The following is a 17629-nucleotide window of genomic DNA, read 5'->3' on the forward strand; positions in this document are numbered from 1 at the left end:
ATCGTGATGGACGGGCGGCAGGGCATTCCGTCAGCTCGGTTCTTCGGGCTTGCTCCGCTCGCCCCTCGGCAGATGGCCGAAGACGTGCGGGCGCACCTGATCCATCCAGGCGCTGGCAGGCAGGCGCCGCCAGGCGGCCTGGGCGAGCGGCGGCACCTGCTCGCCCAGAAGGATGCCGAGCAGACCCACCAGCGCCACCACGGGCGGCGCCGGCGAACGCACGTTCAGCAGGCCGTAGATGACGCCGACCAGCAGGCCCGCGGCGAGAGACACAACATAGATCTTCATCGCGCTCCCTCCGCGCCGTGGCCGCGTCAGCCCTCGTGGGCGCCGAACATGGTCTTGGCGTAGATGATGCCGAGGCCATAGGAGCCGCCAAACTGCTTGGCGATGCCGGTGGTGGACTCGTAAGTCTCGGTGCGAGCCCAGTCGCGCTGGAGTTCGAGCAGATACTGCAGCGAGGTCATGGGGCGCACGCCGGCCTGCACCATGCGCTCCATGGCGCGCTCGTGGGCCTCGTCGGTGACGTCGCCGCAGGCATCGGCGATCACATAGACCTCGAAGCCCTGGGCGATGGCCGACAGGGACGGGCCGACGATGCAGACCGAGGTCCACAGGCCGCACATGACAAGGCGCGGCTTGCCGATCTGGTTGACCACCTTGATGACGTTGGCGTCTTCCCAGGTGTTCATGGAGGTGCGGTCGATCAGGGCCTGCCCCGGGAAGGCGCTGGTGATCTCTTCATACATGGGGCCGGAGAAGCTGCGCTCGGCCACCGTGGTGAGGATGGAGGGCACGCCGAAGCTGGCGGCGGCGCGGGCGACGAGCGCCGCATTGTTGCGCAGGAGCACAGCGTCGATGGACTTCGTCGCAAACGACATCTGCGACTGGAAGTCGATCATGATCAGCGCATGATCGGTGGGGGTGATGAGCAGCGGAGAGGGCGTGGGAGTGGCCTGGGGGGTCATGATGGGTCCTGCCGCAAGATTGGAAATGCGGCGCCAAACTGCCCCTGCCCGTCCATCCGGTCTTGTCGGGTCTGCTGGCCTTTTGAACGGGATGCCCATGGCACGCATGGCCAAGTTCAAGACAATGTGAGCGCCCAGTCCCTCGCCAAAGTTCTGGGGCCAAGCGCAAGGAGGCGGCGCGAAAGGCGCTATAAATGCAGGGAAAATTCGTGCATTTTAGTATCACTGAAATTTCCAACGCTTTCATTGCGGCCGAAATTCGGGTCTGCTAAACATCCCCCATGAAGCTCGCCGAATGGCTCCAGACCGCTGGCGTGACGCGCAGCGCATTTGCCAAGCAGGTGGGCCTGTCGCCCGCCAGCGTCACCGCCTTGTGCAACGACGACGGCGCCTGGCTCTCCCGCGAGAGTGCCCAGCGCATCGCCGAGGCCACCGGCCATCAGGTGACGCCCAATGACTTCCTGGGGCTGCCGGCCCCGCGCATCCGAGGTTTACCCGTGATCGATACCGTGCAGTCCCGCGTCCAGCTCGCCATCGAAGCCATCGCCCGCGGCGACATCGTCGTCGTGACCGACGATGACGACCGCGAGAACGAAGGCGACCTCATCCTCGCCGCCTCGCTCGCGACCCCGCAGAAGCTGGCCTTCCTCATCCGCCACACCTCCGGCATCGTCTGCACGCCGCTGCCGCCCTCCGAGGCCAAGCGTCTGCGCCTCGACCCGATGGTGTCCAACAACGATGCACCGCTCGGCACCGCCTTCACCGTCTCCATCGACGTGAAGCACGGCACCACCACGGGCATCTCGGCCGAGGAGCGCACCAACACCGTGCGCGCGCTCGCCAATCCCAACATGGGCGCGGCCGATTTCGTTCGGCCGGGCCACATCTTCCCGCTCATCGCGAAGGAAGGCGGCGTGCTCATGCGCTCCGGTCACACCGAGGCGGCGGTGGACCTGTGCCGCCTCGCCGGCGTTCCGCCGGTGGGCGTGATCGCCGAACTGGTGAATGACGACGGCACCGTGAAGCGCGGGCCGCAGGTCAATGCCTTCGCCGACGAGCACGGGCTGCTGCGCATCTCCGTGGCCGACCTCATCGCCTATCGCCAGGCTCGCGAGAAGCTGGTGACGCGTACTGCCGAATTCCCGGTGCCGACGCTGGCCGGCGAGATGCAGGGCTATTCCTACATCACCCCGTTCGATCAGGTGAACCATCTGGCGCTCGTTCATGGCCGCATCGGCGACGGCGAGAACGTGCTGGTGCGTCTGCATCGCGCTGATCCGGTGGCCGATGCCTTCACCGGCGCCAAGGGCCTGCAAAAGGCGCTGGAGCGCATCCGGCAGGAAGGCCGAGGCATTCTGGTCTATCTGCGCGACGGCACGGTCGGCGTGCCACCCACCGCGATGGGCTCGGAGAAGACCTCGAGCGAGATGGAGCGAGACCAGCACTGGCGGGAAGTCGGCCTCGGCGCACAGATCCTGCGCGATCTCGGCGTCACCTCCATCCGCCTGCTCGCTTCCAAGACCCGCACCTATGTGGGCCTATCGGGCTTCGGCATCGAGATCAAGGAAACCGAGCCTCTCGAGGGCTGATCCAGCCTTCTTCAGAACCACTGGAATCGCAACGCCGGATGCCCCGCATCCGGCGTTTTCTTTTGGCGCCGAGCGCGTACCCCAAGGCCAAGCTCAAGTAAATACAACCCGCCCACCGCCAGTTGCATTTGATAAAAAACAAACCAGATCAGGACTATTTCCAATTTCGGATCGATGTCCAAAAAACAGCTTCACACCAGCCCCGACCATTATTTGATTATCCGCACATTTTTATCATCCCGCCCCAATCCCTTCTCGACAGAGATCTGGGCCATGGCGGAACTGGGCCAGATTTCATCCGGAATGGATGTTTTTCGCTCCCATACGGAGCTTTTCAAACGGGTTCCACGCGGAACCTACCGCCAAGCTTCACGGTTATCATCATACCGATCACCATAACTCGCGACGCGATTTTCTCGGGGAAACCGATATGTACAACAATCTCTCGATGACCTGGAAAGTTGTCAGCCTGTTGCTGGCGCTGGGACTCGTCAGCCTCGCAGGCGGATACTATGCCTCGTCCCGCCTCATGGCGACGGACCAGCTCTATAGCGACCTGATCGACGGACCCCAGCGGGCCGTGCTCGAACTCTCGCGCGCCAACCGGATGATCACCGAGACGATGGCCGGCGTGTATCAGGGCATCGCCGCCACCACCGCCGAGGAAGGACAGCGGGCCCAGACCCTGCTGAGCACCAGTTCACGCCAGTTTCAGGAGCGCATCAGCGCCGCTACGGGCAAGGCCGCTCCCGACTATACCGACCGCGTCCGCGCCATCGGCACCGACTATGCCGCCATCCTGAACGGCGCCTGCGCAGAGGCGATCGCTCTGTCCAAGATCGTGGGTGACGAAGATGCCAACCTGCGGGCCGGCAAGGCCATGTCGGCCTCCTGCCGGCCGGCGCTGCGCGCCCTCGGCGAAACGGTGACCACACTCAACGCCACCATGGGCAAGGCCGTGGACACGTTGTCGGATGACGCCACGCTCACCTCAATCCATACGGCTACGGTCACCCTCGTCACCATCGCCCTCGCCACGCTGGTGGTGCTGGCGCTGGCGGTCCTGCTGGTGCGCCGCGGCATCGTCGCGCCCATCCGCGTCATGATGAATGTCACGAAGGGGCTCGGCCAGGGCAAGCTCGATCAGGCCGTGGCCGGCACCGAGCGGAAAGATGAGATCGGCGCGATGGCCGGCTCGCTCGAAGTGCTGCGTGGCCAGCTCTCCGAAGCCGAAGCGCTGCGGCGGGCGCAGGCCGAACGCGAAGCCCGCGAGCGCGAAATTCTCAATCGCCGCAACACACTGGCGGAGAATTTCGTGGCCCGCATGACCGAACTCTCCTCCGCCTTTGCCGCCTCCTCCGATCAGGTGGCCGGCTCCGCCCGCAATCTCTCCGCCACCGCCGAGCAGACCTCCCGCCAGGCCCAGGCGGTCGCGGAAGCCGCCGAAGAGGCCGCCGTCAATGTGCAGACGGTCGCCGCCTCCTCGGAGGAACTCGCGGCCTCGGTGCGGGAGATCACCGGTCAGGTCAGCCACTCGGCCAAGGTGGCGGATGTCGCCTACACCGAAGCGGAGACCTCCAACGCCCGCATCTCGGAACTGGCGACCGCCGCCACCGCCATCGGCGATGTGATCTCGCTCATCAAGGGCATCGCCGACCAGACGAACCTGCTGGCGCTCAATGCCACCATCGAATCCGCCCGCGCCGGCGAGGCCGGCAAGGGCTTCGCGGTGGTCGCCTCCGAGGTGAAGCAGCTCGCCTCCCAGACCGCCCGTGCGACGGACGAGATTTCCGCCAAGATCTCGGAAATCCAGCAGTCCACCCAAGGCACCGTGACCTCCATGGCGGAGATCATGCGGGTGATCGCCAACATGAAGCAGATCTCCTCCTCCATCGCCGGCGCGGTCGAGGAACAGGGCGCTGCCACCGGCGAGATCGCCCAGAACTGCCAGCGGGCGGCCAACGGCACGCAGCAGGTGACGCAGAACATCACCGGCGTCGGCCAGGCAGCCGAACTCACGGGCTCTGCGTCCACCGAACTGCTGGCGCTCTCGGAGGGTCTCTCGGGGCAGGCGTCCGATCTGAAGCAGGTGGTCGAACGCTTCGTCGAGGACCTCAACGCCGCCGCGTGATCCTCGGCCCCGGCCCGCGAGCGGGCCGGGGCCGCCCTACCCAGCCGTCCGATTGCGCTTCATTCCCATACGGCACGAGGCGAATTGACGCAGAAGCTCTCAGAGCGTGAGAGCGACGATGGGCGCATCGCGCTTCTTCCGTGTGTCCCACCCCGAACCAAAGACGCCGCATCGGTTGATACGGTTCGCGCGAGAGCCCGCGCGGCACCTCTGTGTCCCGAAGCACAAAACATACGCTCCCACTATTCGGAATTAACCGCTGCGCCACCATGTTGCGTTGCAAAATTGAACGCGACATCTTGCCGTCGGACGCCCTGCCGACCGTCGGGAAATACTGCACTGCGGGATGACTTGCCGGAACACCCGATCCGACCCTTCTGCCATCGGGCCAGTTCGCAAGCGGACGTGAGCTTTGCCTTGTTCCGGGCGCCTTCCGGCTTATACCCGAAGGACTTCCTGAACCCGACGCGCTGTCCCGCCGCCTGCGGCCGGCCCTGCGTCTGCCGCCCGGTTCCGCCATGATCGTTCGAGAGAAACCCAACCTCTTTTCCATCTTCTTTATTGTGCGGCGCGGGAGTGGCTCGATCCTGCCGCGCATTCTGCCGCAGATGTTGCTGGTGATGACGCTGTCGTCCGTGGTGGTCTATGGCCATCGCCACGCCCCGGACTGGGTGCCGGTCGTGAGCAGCGCGCCCTTCGCGCTCATTGGCATCGCCCTCTCCATCTTTCTCGGCTTCCGCAACAACGCCTGTTACGACCGCTGGTGGGAGGCCCGCCGGCAGTGGGGCACGCTGGTCATCGCCTGCCGGAACTTCGGCCGCCAGACGCTGCTGCTGGAAGAGCGCGGCGGCAGCGAGGGCGCACATTTGCGCATCGAAATGGTCCGGCTGGTCATCGCCTTCACCTACGCCCTCGTCCAGCATTTGCGGCCATCCAAAAGCCAGCCGTCTGTCCCGAGCGGCCTTGCCACCAGCATGAGCGAGCGGTTCCTCACCAGCCGCAACCCACCCGATTATCTGCTGCGCCAGATCACCAGCCTGCTGGTGGGCGCCCGCACGCGCGGCCTGCTGAGCGATATCGAATTCTCGCTCATCGAAGGCACGGTGGGCCAGATGGAGACGGTTCTCGGCTCCTGCGAGCGCATCCGCTCGACCCCTGTGCCGTTCGCTTACACGCTGCTGCTCCACCGCACGGCCTATGCCTTCTGCTTCCTGCTGCCCTTCGGCTTTGCCGATCTCATCGGCTGGCTTGAGCCCATCGCGGCGGGCATGGTGGCCTATACCTTCTTCGGCCTCGACATGCTGGGCGACGAACTCGAAGAGCCGTTCGGCGAACTGCCCAACGACCTGCCCATCGCGGCGCTCGCCGAGACCATCGCCATCAACCTGCGCGAGGCGCTGGGCGAGACAGACCTGCCGCCCTTCCCCGAGCCGGTCAATTACGTGCTGATGTGAGGGGACCCGCCCGAGGTCACCGAACATTCCGCAACGTCACATCCAGCATTTCGACCTCCCGCGCGCGGCGCTCTTTTGCCGCGCACCGATCGGTGTCACCATTCGATCCTGACCGCTCGTGGAAAGCCCGCTGTGGAGGCTGCCAATGGGACGCGTTGTGGGGAGTTGGATCGCCGCTCTCGCCTTGGCTTTCGGCCTTGCCGGAAGCCTCTGCCTCGGCCCGCCCGGCGCCGCCCCGGCCGCGGCGGCGACCACGCAGCGCTCAAGCGTGCCTACGGTGGACGTGGCTCTCGTCCTCGCCGTGGACGTCTCCTATTCCATGGATACGGAAGAACAGGCCCTCCAGCGGGACGGCTATGCGCAGGCCCTCGTCTCGCCGGAATTCCTCAATGCCCTGAAGCTCGGGCCCAACGGCCGGGTGCTCGTGGCCTATGTGGAATGGGCGGGGGAGCACGAACAGAAGCTGGTGCTGCCCTGGCGGCTTGTCGACGGGCCGGAGACGGCCCGCGCCGTCTCCGCCGAGATCGCCGCCGCGCCCCTCCGCCGGGTCTATCGCACCTCCATCTCCGGCGGGCTCATCTTCTCCGCGCATCTGTTCGAGGGCATGGAGTATCGCGCCATGCGGAAGGTCATCGATGTCTCGGGCGACGGCGTGAACAACCAGGGCGCCCGCGTAGACCAGACCCGCGACGCTTTGGTGGCGCAGGGCATCACCATCAATGGCCTGCCCCTGATGCTGAAGCGGCCCAATTCCAACTCCCTCGATATCGAGGATCTGGACCAATATTACGAGGATTGCGTCATCGGCGGCCCCGGCGCCTTCGTGATCGCGGTGCGCGAGCGGGCAGAGTTCATCCAGGCCATCAAGACCAAGATGGTGCTGGAAGTGGCCGGCGTGAAACCGCCGCGCGTGCCACTGGTCGTCCCGGTGGTCCAGCCGCCGCGCATCTCCTGCACCATCGGCGAGCGCATCTGGGGCGAGCGCTGGAACAACAACTGAGGGGCGGGACCATGACGATTCCGTGACTGATCCCGCGCAAGGACGGGTATGGCGCCCTCCGGCATCATGGCCGCAGTTCCAATTACGGAGCGCGGCCCATGTCGATCCATCCGCCGCTGGGACCGGAAGTCAGCCTGCCGCCCCTCGCCCTTTCGGGCCTCGCGCCCGAGGCTCCCGCTTCGGTGAAGATGGAGGCGCGACACATCACCTATCATTACGGCCGCACCCTCGCGCTCAATGACGTGAGCGTGCCCGTGCATCGCGATCGCGTCACGGCCTTCATCGGCCCCTCCGGCTGCGGCAAGTCCACCCTGCTGCGGGTCTTCAACCGCATGTATGACCTTTATTTCGACCAGACGGTCGATGGCGAGGTCTGGATGGACGGGGAGAACATCCTCGCCCCCAACGTGGACCTTCTGGCACTGCGCACGCGCATCGGCATGGTGTTCCAGAAGCCGACGCCCTTTCCCCTCTCCATCTTCGACAATGTGGCCCTCGGCGTGCGCCTCTCCCTCGATCCCGCGCCGGCGGAGCTGAGGAACCGCGTCGAAGAGGCGCTCCGGCGCGCGGCCCTGTGGGACGAGGTGAAGGACATCCTGCCCACGAGCGCGCTCAGCCTGTCGGGCGGACAGCAGCAGCGCCTGTGCATCGCCCGCACGCTGGCGGTGGGCCCGGAGGTGATCCTCTTCGACGAGCCCTGCTCGGCGCTCGATCCGATCGCGACGGCCAAGATCGAACAGACCATCGACGAGCTGAAGCGCGATCACACCATCGCCATCGTCACGCACAATCTCCAGCAGGCGGCCCGGATCTCGGACTACACCGCCTTCATGTATCTGGGCGAAATCCTGGAGTTCGGCACGACACGCCATCTGTTCACGGCACCGGCGGACGCCCGCACCCAGCGCTACATCACCGGCCGCTTCGGCTGAGGCCCCTAGCGGTGGAAGTGGCCCACGAGTTCCACATGGGGCGAATAGCGGAACTGGTCATAGGGCGTCACGCGCTCAAGGCGGAAGCCGCCGTCGATCAGCAGGCGGGCGTCGCGCGCGAAGGTCTGGGCCGAGCAGGACACATAGACGAGCCGTTCCACCTTCGAGCGGGCGAGTTCGCGTGCCTGCGCCTCCGCCCCCTGGCGGGGCGGATCGATGACCACGGCCTCGAACTTCTCCAGCTCCTGCGCCATCAGCGGCCGGCGGAAGAGGTCGCGCACCTCGCCTTCCACGCTCTTGAGGCCCTGCGTGCCACGGATGGCCTTGAGCAGGGCGGTGATGGCAGTCTCGTTGCTCTCATAGCCGCGCACGCGGGCGTGGCTGGCGAGCCGCAGCGCGAAGGTGCCGACGCCGCAGAAGAGATCGGCGACGCTTCTGGCGCCCTCCACCCCTTCTCCCACCGCCTGCGCCAGCAGCGCCTCGCCGGCGGCGGTGGCCTGAAGGAAGGAGGCGGGCGGCAGTTCCACGCGCGCAAGGCCCATGGGCAGGAACGGCAGGCGGCGCTGCACCACCATCTCGCCGTGGCGGGTGAGACGGGCAAGATCGAAGCGATCCGCGAGGGCGGCGAGGTCCATGAGGATCATGGGCGAGAGCGGGCCCGAGCCGCGCACGTCCAGATCAAGCCCGCTCTCGGTGGCGGTCACATGCAGGTCGAGGGGCTTCTTCATCTCCGCCAATGCTTCGGCCACCGCCCGCGCCACGGGAAGGGCCTGATCGAGGGCGGGGGAGAGCACCGGGCATTCCGTGACCGGCACCATGGCGTGCGACTTGCGCTCGGCAAAGCCGACCACGGTGCGCCTGCCCAGTTGCCGGGCATGGAAGATGGCGCGGCGGCGGCCCTCGCCATGGGCATCCACCAGCGGCGCCACCTCCACCTCGACCCGTTCGCGGGAGACCGCGTCCACCACCAGGCCGCGCTTCCACGCCTGATAGGCCGCTGCCTCCCAATGCTGGAGCAGGCAGCCGCCGCAGAGGCCGAAATGCGTGCAGGCGGGGGCCACCCGCTCCGGGCTCGCCTTGAGGACGCGGGGCTCCACCAGCCGGTCCTTGTCGCGCCGGCCGGCGATGATCTCCCCCGGCAGGCCATAAGGCACGAACAGGCCGCCGGCCGCGAGCCCATCTCCCTGCGCGCCGACGCGCAGGACTTCCACTTCCATCTCGCTCACGGTCGCACCGCACCCAAAAGAAATTCCCGATTGCCGTCCCCGCCCTCGATGGGCGACGGCGCGAGGCCCAGCACGCGCCAGCCGAGGCCCTCGACTTCGCCTCGCACACGGGCACAGACCGCCTCATGAATGGCGGCGTCCTTCACCACGCCCTTCCTCACATGCGCGGGGCCGGCTTCGAACTGAGGCTTCACCAGCGCCACGAGGGCGGCCTGCTCTGCCGCGAAGGCGAGCGCTGGCGGCAGCACCAGCGCCAGCGAGATGAAGCTCACATCGGAGACGATCAGGTCCACCGGCTCACCCACCTGCGCAGGCTCAAGGCGACGGATGTCCGTGCCCTCGAACAGGCGCACCTCCGGGCGTCCGCGCAGGCGCGGGTGGAACTGGTCATGCCCCACGTCCACGGCCACGACGCTGGCGGCGCCGCGCGTGAGCAGCACGTCGGTAAAGCCTCCGGTGGAGGAGCCAACATCCAGTGCCCGCTTGCCTTTCACCTCGAAGCCGAACGCATCGAGCCCGGCTTCGAGCTTCAGTCCGCCGCGCGACACATAAGGATGGAGATCGCGCGCCTCGATCTGCGCATCCTCGTCCACTTCCTGTCCCGGCTTCTTCGCAACCGCGCCATTGACGCTCACCTGCCCCGCAAGGACAGCCGCCTGCGCCCGCGCCCGGCTGTCGAACAGCCCGCGCTCCACCAGCAGCTTGTCGATGCGCGCCCGCGCGGCCATACCGGCCCCTTCTTTTCCAAAAGCCCTGCCGAAAAGCTCCCGCGGACGCCACGGAGGCGCGGTCGCACGGGATTGATGCCAAAGGATCTTCACACCCGAGGCCGGGCCCGTGATATGCGATCGGCCGGGGGCAAGGCAAACGGAACCGCGCGGCGGAGCCTTTTAGGCTGCGGAGACGTTTCAACCAGGATCAAAGACCCAGCTCAAGTTTGGCTTGCACTGCAACCAAACTCAGGTTGTGCTTGAGCCCTGCCGGTGGAGTGCGTATGCGACAGTTCCTTGCTGCGGCCGCGTGTGCGGCGCTGATGTGTGCCGGCCCAGGTGGTGCCGCCGCAGCCACGAAGCCGTCCAAGGCCAGCAAGCCAGCGAAAGCCGAGCCCGTGGATACCCGCGTCTGGAGCATCGTGCGGGCGGATGATGCCTATGCCCTGCGCTTCGGCCAGCCGAAGGCGGCGGACCCGGTGTTTTCCGCCACCTGCTTGCCCAGCGCCCAGTTGCTTCAGATCGCCGTCGAAGTCCCGCAGGACAACAAGATCCGCTCGGGCGACGGCGTGCCCCTGTCGCTCTCCAGCGGCAAGCGTCGGCTGGAACTGGCGGCCAGCGCCTTCCTCGGCACCACCGACGGCCGGCTGGTGGTGGAGGCGGCGGTGACGCTGACACCGCGCGTGCTGGACATCTTCCGTGAAGGCGAGACGCTGGCCGTCCGCATGCCGGGCTCCAGCCAGACCTATCCCCTCGCTGGCGCCCGCACACGCCTTGCGGACTTTGAGCGCGCCTGCCAGGGGAAGAGGTAACAAAGTAGATACAAGTTCGCCCGCCGTGGTGTTCTTAACCTAGAATTAAGGACACGCTTTGCGTGCGTTCTGTCTTCGATATGATCGCGCCGTCCGATCTTGAGGAAGACTTCATGTTCCGCACCCTTCTCGCCACCGGCCTGCTCGCAGCCACCTGCCTGCCCGCTGCGGCGCAGGAAAAGCTCGTCTGGAACGCTGCCTCCATGGACAACGGTGCCACGCTGTCGTTCAGCGCGCCGGAAAGCGATCACGGCATGATCGGCTTCGTCTGCAACAAGGGCAATCCGACCGTGCTGGTCGGCAGCTACATCGGCTCCAAGGGCCTCAAGGCCGACGAGCCCGCGCGCATCATCCTGAGCGCCGGCAAGGTGAAGAAGACCTTCACCGGCAAGGCCGTGACCAGCGAGGAAAGCGCCGCAGTGGACGTGGAAGCCGGCGCCACCTTCGACGACGTGAAGGCCGTGCTCGCCGGCGGCAAGCTCATGACCATCGAGGTCAAGGGCGTGAAGCAGCAGATTTCGCTGACCGGGGCGCCCGCCGCCTTCGCCAGCTTCGAGACCGCCTGCAAAGGCTGAAATCCCGACGCGGCCGGCTGACCTCCGGGCCGCGTTCATTCAAGTGGGAGCACCTTGCGCGCCTGTTGCCTGCCGGCTTCAGGCGCGTTTTGTTGCGACCGCCCCCCGGCGCTCCGCGGGCTGAACCAGCGCCAGCGCGCGCTTGTAGATGCCATCGGCATCAAGCCCCGCCTCCGCCAGCTGGGCGGCAGGCGTATCGTGGTCGATATAGGTGTCCGGCAGGGTCAGCGCACGCACCTTCAGGCCGCCGTCCATGAGCCCCTCATCGCTGAGGAACTGGAGCACCTGGCTGCCGAAGCCGCCGACGGAGCCCTCCTCCACCACCACAAGTGCCGCATGGGTGCGGGCAAGGTGCGCGATCAGTTCCCGGTCGATGGGCTTGGCGAAGCGCGCATCCGCGACGGTCGCCGAAATGCCGAGGCTGGAGAGGCGCTCGGCCACATCGAGGCAGGCGGCAAGCCGGGTGCCCAGCGACAGGAAGGCGATATCCTGCCCCTCGCGCACCACGCGGCCCTTGCCGATGGGCAGGCGCTCGCCCTTCTCCGGCCGCTCCACGCCCACCCCTTCCCCGCGCGGGAAGCGGAAGGCGATGGGGCCGGCGTCATGCCCCACGGCCGTGGCGATCATGTGCGTGAGTTCCGCCTCGTCGGCGGGGGCCATCACCGTGAAGCCCGGCAGGCAGGTAAGCATGGCGAGATCGAAGGCACCCGCGTGGGTCGCGCCATCCGCGCCCACAAGGCCGGCGCGATCGATGGCGAAGCGCACCGGCAGGCCCTGAAGGGCCACGTCGTGCACCACCTGATCATAGCCGCGCTGAAGGAAGGTGGAATAAAGCGCGCAAAACGGCCGGTAGCCTTCCGCCGCAAGGCCTGCGGCGAAGGTCACGGCATGCTGCTCGGCAATCCCTACGTCGAAGGTCCGCTGGGGGAAGGCCTGTCCGAACAGGTCGAGCCCGGTGCCCGAGGGCATGGCGGCAGTGATGGCCACCACCTTGTCGTCGCGGCGGGCTTCATCGATCAGCGTCTCGGCGAAGACGCGGGTGTAGCTGGGGGCGTTGGACTTGGCCTTCACCTGCGCGCCCGTCACCACGTCGAACTTCACGACGCCATGATACTTGTCGGCCGAGGCTTCGGCGGGCGGATAGCCCTTGCCCTTCTGCGTCACCACATGGACCAGGATGGGGCCGGTCTTGGCATCGCGCACATTCTTCAGCACCGGCAGCAGGTGCTCCAGATTGTGGCCGTCGATGGGGCCCACATAATAGAAGCCCATCTCCTCGAACAGCGTGCCGCCGGTCCAGAAGCCGCGCGCGAACTCCTCCGCCTTGGCGGCGCCATCCTTCACGAACTTGGGCAGGTGTCCGGCGAGCTGCTTGCCGATCTCGCGCAGGGAGAGATAGGTGCGCCCGGAAATGAGCCGGGCGAGATAGGCTGACATGGCCCCGGTCGGCGGGGCAATGGACATGTCATTGTCGTTGAGGATGACGATCAGCCGGCTGTCCATGGCGCCGGCATTGTTCATGGCTTCATAGGCCATGCCCGCCGACATGGCGCCGTCGCCGATCACAGCGATCACATTGCGGTCGCCGCCGGAGAGGTCGCGCGCCACCGCCATGCCGAGACCGGCGGAGATGGATGTCGAGGAATGGGCAGCGCCGAAAGGATCGTATTCGCTCTCGGACCGGCGCGTGAAGCCGGACAGCCCGCCGCCCTGGCGCAGGGTGCGGATGCGGTCGCGGCGGCCGGTCAGGATCTTGTGCGGATAGCACTGGTGGCCCACGTCCCAGATCAGGCGGTCGTGGGGCGTATTGAACACGTGGTGCAGGGCGACGGTGAGTTCCACCACGCCGAGGCCCGCGCCGAGGTGACCGCCGGTCACGGAGACGGCGCTGATCGTCTCCGCACGCAGTTCATCCGCCAGCTGGGAAAGCTTCTCTTCCGGCAGGCGCCTGACGTCTGAGGCGTCGCGCACCGTATCGAGAAGCGGTGTCTTGGTTACCGTCACCGCACACTCCGCTCCGGCCTCTCACCGGGAAAGGACGGGTTACACAGTCCGCCCCCGCAACGCAACGCGCAAGCACCGCCTTGTGACCCGCCGCCGGGCGTTCCAGTCAGGAGGCTGCGGCGGGCGTCTTCTCGGACGGCTTCTGGACCGGCGCCTGGAGGAGCGCCGCCGCGGGGATGCGATGGCTGCCCACGTGCATCTCCACCTCATCCATACGGAATCCGCACGCCTTCAGATCGGCCCGCCACTTGGAGAGGTCCACATGCATGGGATTCTCGCGCAGCAGCTGCACCTTCACGAACGGGAAGCCGTTCTTCAGCAATTCGTTCCACGCCATCAGCGTGGGATTGGCCGCCCGCGCGTCGGTCAGGCCGAGCGGATAGAGCACGTCCACCATCAGTCCGGCGCTGGAGAGGATGCTCGGGAACGGCACCTCACAGGTCTCGATCACCTTCTGCTTGTCGAAGATGGCCCGCATCTCGCCGAAGAAGGCCCGCACCGGCTCGCTGGCCAGGGCGTTCGGGCGTAGGACGAAGAAATAGCTCTGGAAATGACGGCGGAATGCGGTGCTCTCGGTCAGCGCCACCACGTCGGCGACGCTACGCTTCACGCGCTCCAGCATGGAGGCGAGCACGCTCGGGGAATTGTAGACGCTGTCGTTGGCGAACCACAGGGCTGGCGCCGCCCAGAGTTCCGGCCACAGCCGGAGCACGCGCGCCCAAGCCGAGAAGTCGTAGCCGAAATTCTCGAGCACGATGAGCGAATCGGCGACAGCCAGGCCCGGATCGTAACATTTGAGGTCGGTGCGGTCGGTGGTGACAATCATCACCAGCCGGCAGCCCCCCGCCTTCAGATCCTTGCAATAGCTGATGACGTGCGGCCAGATCCGGCCATCGGGAGAATAGGTCACGAACAGGCACACCGGCCGCTGGTCGGCCGGTGCCAGAGCCCGCACCACGCGGCGGCCCATGCCTTCAAGCGCCTTGTCCTCGGGCATCTCCTCCACCGTCTCGGGCGCGACCATGAGGCCGAGTGCCTTGCGCAGATCCGCCGTGGCGTCGAAGCCGGTGAAGACCTTGACCGCAGCCGAAGCCAGATAGCGTGCGACGCGGGTGGGGTTGGCCGGGTTCATCGACGTCCTTTCTCAAACGCGTCCGCCCCCCCGGTGCGCGCCTGTACGGTGGGAAGGGCCAGCCTGTCACACAGGCCGGCGATCTTGCCGGAACGGATCATCAGACGATGGATGTCCAGCATGAGCAGAGCGAGCAGGCATCCTGCCGCCAGATACGTTACCTCGCCAACCTTGCCGCGGGCTGCACCATATTTGGCGAGGACGTAGCGTTCCGAATGCTTCTTGAAACGGCTGATGCGGAAAGTCTGCCGCCAGCCGGGCGCCGAGGACTTGCCACCCGCGTGGATCACGCGGGCCTCGGCCACGACGACGATCGCGATGCCGGAGCGGATGGCCCGCAGCGCAAGATCGTCGTCCTCGTGATAGAGGAAGATGCCCTCGTCGAAGCCGCCCATGGCGAGGAAGGCGCGCCGCTCCATGAGGAAGGCCGCGCCATGGACGAAGCGCGTGCAGTAATCCCCGGCGATCTCCTCCGCCTTGAGCCGCCGCTTGCGGGGGACCGGCTCCAGGATCGAGCCTTCCTTGCGCATGGGCCGGCCGTTCTCTCCCAGGATCGCCGGCATGAAGATGCCCGGGTCGCCATAACGCTTCACTGCATCGAGGAGCGCGGGGACGGTGCCCTCCTCCATCACCGCGTCGGGATTGAGGAAGAGCACATAATCGCCCCGCGCGGCGCGGGCGCCGGCATTGCAGGCGGTGCCGAAGCCGAGATTGGCGGACATGGGCACCAGATCGAAGGGGCGCGCCACCTCGCTCTGCCAATCGAGGCCCTCGGGACTGGCGTTATCCACCACCACCACCTGATAGGCGGCGGGCACCGAGGCGATGGCGCGCGGCAGCACGCGCCCGCTATTGTAGGAGACGAAGACCACGCTGACCGAAGGCGGCTTCTTCACCTTCACGAACAGCAACCTTTGCGGCGTTGTCACACCCTGCTCCTGCCGCACTGGCGCGAGTTCAAAAACGGACGCCGAACCGGCTGACGGGGGCTTTTGCAAGCCCCACACATCCCCAGGCCGCGCCCTTCGGCGGCATAGGTAGCACCGCAGCGCCGCAGATCAAGCCGAGAAGCCGGGAAGCCGCTTTGCGCCGCGGCAAGCCTGCTTTAGATTGCGCCGCCATGTCGCCACCCCACCAAGGCACCACAATCCGCCGCCACCTTTTCTTTGTGGCCGGCTACGATCCCATGACCGCGGATGCCCACCACGGCATCTTCACGCGCGAGCTTGCGCGCTTTGCGGACGTGTGGGGGATCAAGGCGCGGGTGGACAGCGTGCCCCGCGCGAAGCGCACCGGTGCCACTTGGACGGCGCGCAGCGAGGGACCCGGCTGGTCCACCGAAACGAACTTCGAAATTCTAGCCTGGGACGATCTGGTGCGGCGCGACATGAACCGCAGCCGCTGGTCGCATCTGGGCGGCACGATCCGCGCCCTTGCCGACATGATCGGCTCGGGGACGCTGTTCCGCTATTTCGGCACCAGCCACCGCTACGGCATCTTCTTCTGCCTCACCTATCTGACGCTGGCCGCCATCTGGGCGGTGGCCGTGGGCCTGGGCTTTGCCGCCACGGCCTATGCCCGGCCGGTGGTGAGCGATGCGCTGATCGGCTCCTTCTACGCCTTCAACGGCCAGACCGGGAAATGGGTGGCCGTGGCAGCGGGAGTGGCGACGACGCTCATCGGCGGCTTCGGCCTGATGAAGCTTCTCAACAAGCGGTTTCGGCTCCGGCAATCCCTCGATCTTGCGGAATTTTCGGTGGACTTCGCCCATGACCGGCACCCCGAGATCAAGGAGCGCATCACCGCCTTTGCGGACCGCGTGCATGCGGTGATGGCCTTCGGCGGCGTGGACGAGATCATCATCGCCGGCCACAGCCTCGGCGCCATGCATGCCATCAGCCTCGTGGCGCGGGCGCTGCGGGACGATCCGAACTTCGGCACCAAGATCCCCATCCGCATCCTGACGCTGGGCTCCACCATCGCGAAATTCGCCCTCCATCCGGCGGCCGACCGGCTTCGCGGCGCGACGCGCACGGTCTCCAAGGCCACCGCCGTCGGCTGGACGGAATATCAGGCCCGCGACGACATCGTATCCTTCTACAAGGTGGACCCGGTGACGCTCGGGCGCATCTCGGACGGCGACCCCAACCGCCGGCCGCTGGTGCGGCGCGTGGCCATCCGCTCCATGCTGACACCGAAGACCTATGCCCGCTTCCGCACCGATGTCATGCGGCTGCACTGCCAGTTCTTCCTCGCGAACGACCGGCGGGCGCCTTATGATTTCTATGCGTTCGTGTGCGCGCCGGTGCCCTACGACACGCTCGTCGGATCGCCAGAAGGGCCACTTTCCGTGCTTGCGGAGGATGGCAGCCTGCTTGCGCCGCCGCCGGTGACGCAGCAAAAGGGCGCATGATTTCGCTTCCCCTGCTCGCTCACCCGGTTTCCCTCGTCACCCTCGCCAAGTGCATCTGGGCCCTGGGCGTGGTGTCCTGGTATCTGCTGCGTCTGCCCTTCGAACTGAAGGTGCGCCGCACCCGCGTGGCCGACGCCACCCACCGCACGCTGCGCGAATACACGCTGCTGACCATCTCGACGCTTGGTCTCGGCATCGTGCCTGCAGTGTTCTGCCTCACAGGCTGGCCGCGCGGCCTCACCTATGCCACCTCGCCGCTTCAGGTGACGGCGGGCGCGCTCGTCTTCATCGCCGCGCTCTGGCTGTTCTGGCGCACCCATCGCGACCTCGGGCGCAACTGGTCGGTGACGCTGGAGATCAAGGAAACCCACCAGCTCATCACTCACGGCGTCTATCGCGCCGTGCGGCACCCCATGTATTCGGCCTTCTTCCTGTGGGCGGTGGCGCAGGCGCTGCTGCTGCCGAACCTCGTCGCGGGCCTCTCGGGCCTCATCGGCTTCGGCATCCTGTTCGCCTTCCGGGTCGGGCGCGAGGAGCAGATGATGCGGGAGACCTTCGGCCCGCAATATGACGCCTACATGCAGCGCACCAAGCGCATCATCCCCGGCGTCTACTGAGGGCGGGGCGGAACGAACCGCGTCCGGACCGCGTCACTCGATTCGGACACGCTGCGTTCCAGCCGC

17 protein-coding genes are annotated in these 17629 nt (G+C 66.6%); 9 read left to right on the plus strand and 8 right to left on the minus strand.

The window, feature by feature from the left end:
• Positions 1–30: 30 nt before the first annotated feature.
• The gene (locus AZC_RS15995; RefSeq protein WP_012171624.1) at positions 31–288 is read right to left on the minus strand and encodes a DUF1427 family protein; all 258 of its coding nucleotides are present in this window, start codon (positions 286–288) and stop codon (positions 31–33) included.
• Positions 289–314: 26 nt separating this feature from the next.
• On the minus strand, positions 315–968 hold the full coding sequence (locus AZC_RS16000; RefSeq protein WP_012171625.1) for a hydrolase: 654 nt from the start codon (positions 966–968) through the stop codon (positions 315–317).
• A 281-nt stretch (positions 969–1249) separates the two neighbouring features.
• Here AZC_RS16000 and ribB point away from each other — a divergent pair, with 281 nt between their 5' ends.
• Positions 1250–2557, plus strand: coding sequence for a 3,4-dihydroxy-2-butanone-4-phosphate synthase (gene ribB / locus AZC_RS16005; protein ID WP_012171626.1), 1308 nt, complete (start codon positions 1250–1252; stop codon positions 2555–2557).
• 11 nt (positions 2558–2568) lie between these two features.
• On the opposite strand, the gene AZC_RS25730 is transcribed toward ribB, so the two are convergent.
• Positions 2569–2739 carry a hypothetical protein gene (locus AZC_RS25730; protein ID WP_158304127.1) on the minus strand — a complete coding sequence of 57 codons (171 nt, stop codon included), beginning with the start codon at positions 2737–2739 and terminating at the stop codon, positions 2569–2571.
• A gap of 248 nt (positions 2740–2987) precedes the next feature.
• On the opposite strand from AZC_RS25730, the gene AZC_RS16010 reads away from it, so the two are divergent.
• The 4 genes from AZC_RS16010 (at position 2988) to pstB (ending at position 8074) form a co-directional block, all read left to right on the plus strand.
• On the plus strand, positions 2988–4688 hold the full coding sequence (locus AZC_RS16010; RefSeq protein WP_052285959.1) for a methyl-accepting chemotaxis protein: 1701 nt from the start codon (positions 2988–2990) through the stop codon (positions 4686–4688).
• 518 nt (positions 4689–5206) lie between these two features.
• Positions 5207–6142, plus strand: coding sequence for a bestrophin family protein (locus tag AZC_RS16015; protein ID WP_012171628.1), 936 nt, complete (start codon positions 5207–5209; stop codon positions 6140–6142).
• Positions 6143–6287: 145 nt separating this feature from the next.
• Complete coding sequence (locus AZC_RS16020; RefSeq protein WP_043879468.1) at positions 6288–7142, plus strand: DUF1194 domain-containing protein; 855 nt, start codon at positions 6288–6290, stop codon at positions 7140–7142.
• Between the two features lie 98 nt (positions 7143–7240).
• Entirely contained in the window at positions 7241–8074 is an 834-nt protein-coding gene (gene pstB / locus AZC_RS16025) for a phosphate ABC transporter ATP-binding protein PstB (RefSeq protein ID WP_012171630.1), read from the plus strand.
• Between the two features lie 5 nt (positions 8075–8079).
• Here pstB and AZC_RS16030 read toward each other — a convergent pair whose 3' ends face one another.
• Together AZC_RS16030 and AZC_RS16035 are read right to left on the minus strand one after the other, a co-directional pair.
• Entirely contained in the window at positions 8080–9291 is a 1212-nt protein-coding gene (locus AZC_RS16030) for a class I SAM-dependent RNA methyltransferase (RefSeq protein WP_173363004.1), read from the minus strand.
• 5 nt (positions 9292–9296) lie between these two features.
• Complete coding sequence (locus AZC_RS16035; RefSeq protein WP_043879469.1) at positions 9297–10028, minus strand: TlyA family RNA methyltransferase; 732 nt, start codon at positions 10026–10028, stop codon at positions 9297–9299.
• Positions 10029–10408: 380 nt separating this feature from the next.
• Here AZC_RS16035 and AZC_RS16040 point away from each other — a divergent pair, with 380 nt between their 5' ends.
• Both AZC_RS16040 and AZC_RS16045 read left to right on the plus strand, forming a co-directional pair.
• Positions 10409–10822, plus strand: a complete 414-nt coding sequence (locus tag AZC_RS16040) for a hypothetical protein (RefSeq protein WP_148209861.1) — start codon at positions 10409–10411, stop codon at positions 10820–10822.
• 113 nt (positions 10823–10935) lie between these two features.
• Positions 10936–11397: a hypothetical protein gene (locus tag AZC_RS16045; protein ID WP_012171634.1), complete on the plus strand. Its 462-nt coding sequence runs from the start codon at positions 10936–10938 to the stop codon at positions 11395–11397.
• 78 nt (positions 11398–11475) lie between these two features.
• Here the strand turns inward: AZC_RS16045 and dxs are convergent, their stop codons facing one another.
• From dxs to AZC_RS16060, 3 genes are all read right to left on the minus strand, one after another.
• Positions 11476–13401 (minus strand): 1-deoxy-D-xylulose-5-phosphate synthase, encoded by a 1926-nt coding sequence (gene dxs / locus AZC_RS16050; protein WP_012171635.1) that lies wholly within the window; start codon positions 13399–13401, stop codon positions 11476–11478.
• Positions 13402–13507: 106 nt separating this feature from the next.
• Positions 13508–14533, minus strand: a complete 1026-nt coding sequence (locus AZC_RS16055; protein ID WP_012171636.1) for a glycosyl transferase — start codon at positions 14531–14533, stop codon at positions 13508–13510.
• Complete coding sequence (locus tag AZC_RS16060; protein WP_158304128.1) at positions 14530–15462, minus strand: glycosyltransferase family 2 protein; 933 nt, start codon at positions 15460–15462, stop codon at positions 14530–14532. Before AZC_RS16060 ends, AZC_RS16055 begins: the two co-directional genes overlap by 4 nt.
• Positions 15463–15719: 257 nt before the next feature.
• On the opposite strand from AZC_RS16060, the gene AZC_RS16065 reads away from it, so the two are divergent.
• Together AZC_RS16065 and AZC_RS16070 are read left to right on the plus strand one after the other, a co-directional pair.
• Positions 15720–16946, plus strand: a complete 1227-nt coding sequence (locus AZC_RS16065; protein WP_148209862.1) for an alpha/beta hydrolase — start codon at positions 15720–15722, stop codon at positions 16944–16946.
• Positions 16943–17563 carry a protein-S-isoprenylcysteine O-methyltransferase gene (locus AZC_RS16070; protein ID WP_012171639.1) on the plus strand — a complete coding sequence of 207 codons (621 nt, stop codon included), beginning with the start codon at positions 16943–16945 and terminating at the stop codon, positions 17561–17563. Before AZC_RS16065 ends, AZC_RS16070 begins: the two co-directional genes overlap by 4 nt.
• The last annotated feature ends 66 nt before the right edge of the window (positions 17564–17629 follow it).

The sequence above is a fragment of the Azorhizobium caulinodans ORS 571 genome, assembly GCF_000010525.1.
GTDB classification, from domain to species: domain Bacteria; phylum Pseudomonadota; class Alphaproteobacteria; order Rhizobiales; family Xanthobacteraceae; genus Azorhizobium; species Azorhizobium caulinodans.